This window comes from Donghicola sp. (genome assembly GCF_025210255.1).
Taxonomy (GTDB): Bacteria; Pseudomonadota; Alphaproteobacteria; order Rhodobacterales; family Rhodobacteraceae; genus Donghicola; species Donghicola eburneus.
Genome location: NZ_JAOARZ010000038.1, coordinates 1 through 4,020, shown reverse-complemented (window position 1 = coordinate 4,020; position 4,020 = coordinate 1). Strand labels below are relative to the sequence as shown.

4 protein-coding genes and 1 pseudogene are annotated in these 4,020 nt (G+C 58.0%); all 5 read right to left on the bottom strand.

Translation table 11 applies throughout. The features are described from left to right. Window positions 1–741, bottom strand: a pseudogene (locus N4A58_RS17435) (cytochrome P450); the annotation flags it as partial. A 268-nt stretch (window positions 742–1,009) separates the two neighbouring features. Next, window positions 1,010–2,413 (bottom strand): TRAP transporter large permease subunit, encoded by a 1,404-nt coding sequence (locus N4A58_RS17430; RefSeq protein WP_293711924.1) that lies wholly within the window; start codon window positions 2,411–2,413, stop codon window positions 1,010–1,012. After that, complete coding sequence (locus N4A58_RS17425) at window positions 2,373–2,894, bottom strand: TRAP transporter small permease subunit (protein WP_223229250.1); 522 nt, start codon at window positions 2,892–2,894, stop codon at window positions 2,373–2,375. Before N4A58_RS17425 ends, N4A58_RS17430 begins: the two co-directional genes overlap by 41 nt. 37 nt (window positions 2,895–2,931) lie before the next feature. Beyond that, window positions 2,932–3,441 (bottom strand): signal peptidase II, encoded by a 510-nt coding sequence (gene lspA, locus N4A58_RS17420; RefSeq protein WP_058314162.1) that lies wholly within the window; start codon window positions 3,439–3,441, stop codon window positions 2,932–2,934. After that, window positions 3,438–4,020 (bottom strand): cation transporter (locus N4A58_RS17415; protein WP_293711912.1); only part of this gene is annotated, 583 nt, incomplete at its 5' end. The genes N4A58_RS17415 and lspA, both read right to left, overlap by 4 nt.

The following is a 4,020-nucleotide window of genomic DNA, read 5'->3' as shown; positions in this document are numbered from 1 at the left end:
TCGTGCCGCGACCGCAGGAAAGAATGGATAGAGGCGGCGGACCTCCTGAACGAAGGGTTCGAGCAGTCCTTCGTCGTTCCGCAGTTTCTCCTGCCATTCTGGGTACCTGTACAGGGCGTGCGCCGTCTGCACGATGAATACAGACACCGCCACGGTCGGACGCAAGACGTTCAGCAACTCTACGGCGGCCACCCTGGGGTTCAACAACTCCCCGTCGAGATCGCGCCATGTCGCGATGAAATGAAGGGCGCTTTCCTGCGTCGGCTGAAGCTCGCCATCGTGGACCTGTTGGATCATCCGTGCTGCCCATTTTTCCAGGCGGTGGCGCGCCAGTCGCGCGGCCCAATGTTTCGGGCCGATGGCACCGGCGTCCTGAAAAAGCGATGTAAGCTGCGCCGTTCGGGTCGCCACCTCCGCCTCGGGAATCGGAACCCCACACCAGGCGCAAACGGCTCTCGTGAGCATTTCGCGCACTTCGTCGTAAAAAACGACTTCGTTCCTCGCCTCCCAGTCCGGCGCAAAGTTGTCCAGCATGTGAAGTGACATGCCCTGAAGCGCGGCTATATGCTCGGTCCCCATCATCGACATGAACATCTTCTTGCGGTGCTGGTGGGTAGCGCCGTCCAATCCCTGAACGCCGCCTTCACCCAATAGGGTCTTTTGTATGCGGCTTGGCATCGAGCCTTCGCGGATCAGCTGCTCTTCCCGATAGAAGGCTTCTGCCGCGGCAGCGCCAGTCATGCAGATTGTCTTGTGAAGAAGAATGCGCGTTTCGAAGAGGTCTGCGTCGAGATGGCGGCAAGTTTGCCGAATGAACCCATACGGGTTGCGCAGCAGGGCGAGTGTGCTGTCAAAGCCTGTTGCAGATGGTATGCTAGACATCGGCTATCCTATTGTTTCTATTCTTTTTTTCTGGCCTTTTTTGCCTCGCCGTTCGCGGGGCGGGCACGGTGCCGAAACAGCAGTGCCGCTCCGAAGGAAAGCACGGCGTCCGCGCCCATAACATCTGTCACCGCTGGATCAGCTGCGGCGCATCCGCATCCCCAAGGGCCATTTCGGGGAGCCAAGTGATAAGCTGAGGGAACGAGATCAGCGCCACGATCAATACGATCTCAATGGCAACAAGAGGTACCGCTCCGCGATAGATATCGGATAGGTTGATACCCTTCGGTGCCGCCATCTTGGCAAAAAACAGGGCATAGCCGAAGGGAGGCGTCAGGAAGGACGTTTGCAAGGCCAACGCAATCAGGCCAGCGATCCAGATCTGCGCAAAGTAGGCAGAGCCGACGTGATCTGCGAAGTCGAGATCTGAAATAATCGGCATCAGTACGGGTACAAAGACCAGCAGCACCTCGATCCAGTCAAAAACAAACCCAAGTATGATGATCACGCCAAGGAGGATCGCCAACAGTTCCCACCGGGTGAGATCGAATGCGGATATCCACTCGAAGATGACGTCCGGTCCACCGACCAGGTGGAAACTGAGCGAGAATACCGATGCGCCCAATACGATGAAGAAGACCATCGACGTCATCGTGCTTGTCTGCACCGTGACAGAGTTCAACGATGAGAAAGACAAGCGCTTTCGCGCCAGCGCGACCAATAGCGCGCCAAAAACCCCTACTCCAGCCGCCTCTGTTAGTGTCGCAAAGCCCAGAATGATGCTGAGCGGAATGGATGCGATGACCGCGACAGACGCGAGTACAAACAAGAGGTCTGACACAAGATTGGTCTTGGGTGTGTCCAGCGGGATTTCGACCGTTTTTCTCAACGTGACCGCAAAGTAGACCGCGAAGGCCATGACCATCAGAAGCACAGGTACGATGAGGGCCACATACATCAATCCGATGCGCAGATAGAACACGTTCGAGATGAAGAACAGCATCACGGCTGGCGGGAACACGACACCCAATGCTCCAGAAGCTGCGACAGCGCCTCCTGCGGTTCGCGGTGCGTAGCCCGACGCCATCATCGGGGCATAGGCCACCAACGCCACAGTTATGACGGAAGCACCGATCACCCCGGCGGCGGGCGCAAGAACGAGGCCGATCAGCAAAGTCGCAATGGCGCAGCGACCGGGAACGCCTGTCAGAAGACGCCCCAGCAAGCGAAACATGGTTTCGGCAATCCCGCTGGCATTCAGGATCAGGCCAAGAAAAATCAACATTGGAACGCTGGTGAATTGGACTGATTCATTGGTCAGCACACCACGGGCCCGCAGGTAGATCAGCCCCAGATGCTGAAAATCAGTGATCCCCACCCAAACCGCAGCGACAAACCCCAAGAAGCCTGTCCCCGCGAGCACCAGCGCCACCGGAAAGCCACTGAAAACCCCAATCGCCATCACGACAAGCATGGCAACCGTGAGGACCTCATTCACCATTGTGCAGGCCGCTTGCTTGTTCCGGTGCACCTTGCGCACGTCTCCCTGTCAGAAAGGCGATGTTGCGAAGGGCTACGATCATCCCGGCAAGAGCCAGCAAGATGGGGCCGATGACCCCGGTGATGCGTTGTGCCCACAACTGGGTTTCCGCGTATTTCGTGGTGCGCATCAAACCGTCCCATCCGTAGTAGGTCAGGATGGCGGCGAGCGGCAGAAGGACAAAAAGGCCGCCAATCAGTTCGATCCAAGCAATGCGGCGGGCGGACCAATGTCTGCGAAGAACATCAACGCGCACGTGACCGTCGCGCAGATAGGTATACCCAAAGGTCAAGAAAATTAGGATGAACAGCAGTGACGTGGACAGGTCCGGCAAATAGCTCGACACGCCAAGTTGTAGCTTGCGATCCAGCATCTGAAGCGCGCCATAAGCAGCAATCGAAACAACTGTCAGCCACGCAGTCACGACGCCGATGCCGCGAATGCCACGGTCAATCCAATCCAAAAATCTCAAGCCGAATTCCCTCCCAAAGTTCTTTGCCTGTTAGCTGTTATCCCCCCGTGACATCTCCCTTGCGATTGTCTTGTTCCCGATTTTCCGGCCTGACTTTCGAGGTGCGAAAGCTGTCCCAGAACAGCAATGCTGCCCCACAAAAGATCGCCACGTCAGCCAAGTTGAAGGACGGCCAGTGGTATGACCCGTAATGGAAGTCGAGAAAGTCAGGGACGGCCTGATAGCGCAGACGGTCAAGGATATTGCCAAGCGCGCCTCCGATGATCAGACCGAGCGCCGCACCTGTCAGCCTGTCCGGAGCCTTCCACAGCCAGATCAGCAGCCATGCCACGACCACGGCAGCAAGTGCGACCAGACCCCACCAGGGTACGACCCCGCCGAGCATACCGAAGCTGACCCCATCGTTCAAAACCCGCACGAGGTTGAGAAAGGGCAGAACCTCGACCCCGTTCTCAAGCGCCGGGGAGTTCAGGGCAAGAGCCTTGGTGCCCTGATCAACACCAAACGCGGCGATGGCGCAAAGCCCACCGAGAACGCGGCTGTTCATGCCACCGCCTTCAGATCGGCCCGCGCGTCGCGGATGATCGCCCATGACGAGTGCAGGAACAGTCCGGCGATCCCGAACGCGACGATAAGATCGGGCCAAGCGCTGCCCAGCCAAACCACTAGCCCAGCGGCGATAACGACTGCGGCGTTGCCGATGGCGTCGTTACGCGAGAAAAGCCAGACAGCGCGCATGTTCGCATCGCCCTTGCGGTACCGCAACAACGGCAGCACGGAGATGACATTTATCACAAGAGCAATCAGGCCCAGAATCCCCATCAATGTGGCGTCTGGGGTTGTCGGCTCGAATGCCCTTATGATGGTCGTGCTAAAGACCCCAAGGCCAAGCAGGCCGAGAAAGATGCCCTGGATCAGGGCAGAGCGTGCCCGCCAGAGAAGGCTCCATCCGATGGCAAGAAGCCCCAAGAAAGTGATCGCGCCATCGCCGATGAAATCCAACGCGTCGGCCTTCACGGCCTGTGACCCGGCAATGAACCCGCCGATCATTTCAAGAACGCCATAACCAACATTCAGGATCACAACGATCCAGAGCGCGCGGCGATAGCCAGGGTCCTGATGGGCC